The sequence below is a fragment of the Pseudomonas huaxiensis genome (genome assembly GCF_003231275.1).
Taxonomy (GTDB): Bacteria; Pseudomonadota; Gammaproteobacteria; order Pseudomonadales; family Pseudomonadaceae; genus Aquipseudomonas; species Aquipseudomonas huaxiensis.
In genome coordinates this window covers 1-1,569 of record NZ_QKVL01000125.1, presented here as the reverse complement: position 1 = coordinate 1,569, position 1,569 = coordinate 1, and the positions used below count along the sequence as shown (strand labels likewise).

Sequence of the window (1,569 nt, the reverse complement as noted above, 5' to 3'; positions counted from 1 at the left end):
CTCGACACCGAACTGGATGATGACCCCACCCTGGGCGGTGAAGTGGGTTCTTCTCCAGCGTTCGGCTCGGACCTGTGACCAGTCGTAGGCCACTGGTACTACCCGCCACTCCTCGAAGGGATTCCACAAGCGATACTTGAAGTTGTAGGCGTAGAGGCGTTGGCGGGTGCGATTGAAGCGAAGTGGCAAGTCGCGAGGAGGAGCTACATCGTACTTCCAGAGAATGGGTATCAACCAAGCGTTAATGAACACTGCGAAGATGAATGCAATCCAATCTTCAATCATCAGCGTCCAATATGTTGATAAATGAAACCAAATAATCAAGAGTATAAGCATAGTTGCCACTGGAACAAACCAGATCACTATCCCTCTCATAAAGGGCGATTTACGCGGTAGCTCTAGAAAAACCTCATCCTGATGGTTGGGTGTATCAAGCCCGAGGGCTGGAGCGACCACAGGTAATTCATCGGGACCGGGGAGGTCTTCCTGCCAACCGGGGCACGGTGGGATGAGTCTAGGGCTTTTCATTTGAATCTCTGCCTTGCCTGATTCTTGATCTTGTCCTCTTTGACGGTCAGCCGGGCAAATCCTGATTTATCACTCTTGTCAGGCCAATAAGACACCTCAAGCTCAAAGGCATGGGCCTCAAGAAAGCCGAAGAAGCTGATCGACCCATGGATCTCTAAGCCTCTGGCACTGTGGGTAATGACAGGAGCTGTTGTTTCAGGGTGATATCCAGGCATCTTCCACGCAGAGGGAGGCGGCAACGGTCCATTCACCCCACCACTACGACCACTCGCGATGGTTTCTCCCAAAGTCTGGTTTGGCCGGTATACCTGCAACGCCCAATCGTAATCTGACACATCAGCCTTATACCCAGGCAGGACGAGCTTGTAGTCCAGAAAGAGTCCGGCAGGAACTGCATCACCGATAGGAAGGCCACTTCCCTGATCGGCTTTCACGATCATTCCTACATCCGCAGTCAATTCCAACAGTGCGGCATTCAACTCACCGATCGCTGTATCCATGTCCTCAGCGGTCGTCCAGCGGCGGTGTTCTGCAGAAAGTCCCCAGAGGGAGTATCGCGCCCAAAGTTCGAGAGGTTGTGACTCTCGTCCTTTCGCCCAAGTTGCGAACCCGAGTGCAGCTAGACCCAGTAGTACGGAAAGTCCGAGCGGAACCAGCGCTACTGCAGCAGGCCCCATAACTCCTATAATCCCAAAAACAGCTGATAGCGCCCCCATGGACGCTGCAATTAGATATCTATTTCTTGCGCCGTAATCACCTGCTCTATGCGTACGACCGGCCGCAAACGCATACTGCAACCCCTCCAACGCACTAGCCAACGCCACCAGCGCCCCCCCGTACTGCACGATCCGAACACCCACCCCCACCGTTTTCCCTGTCACGGTCGTCATCGTCAGCTCCGGCCGCACCATCTGAATCACCCCACCGACCACCTCGACACCTGCCCCCATCACGCCAATCGACGCCGACATGACCGCCGCTGCGGCTTCGGAATGCTTGTCCCCTATGGTATCGAGCAAGCTTTCATAACTTCGGCGCAGA

Annotated in this window: 1 protein-coding gene and 1 pseudogene; both read right to left on the bottom strand. The window is 54.5% G+C overall.

The annotated features are described in order from the left end of the window. Nucleotides 1-528: DUF6708 domain-containing protein (locus DM374_RS33955; RefSeq protein ID WP_225422687.1), on the bottom strand; the 528-nt coding region annotated here is incomplete at its 3' end. Further along, a pseudogene (locus tag DM374_RS32490) lies at nt 525-1,569 on the bottom strand (T6SS effector BTH_I2691 family protein); the annotation flags it as partial. The pseudogene DM374_RS32490 and the gene DM374_RS33955, both read right to left, overlap by 4 nt.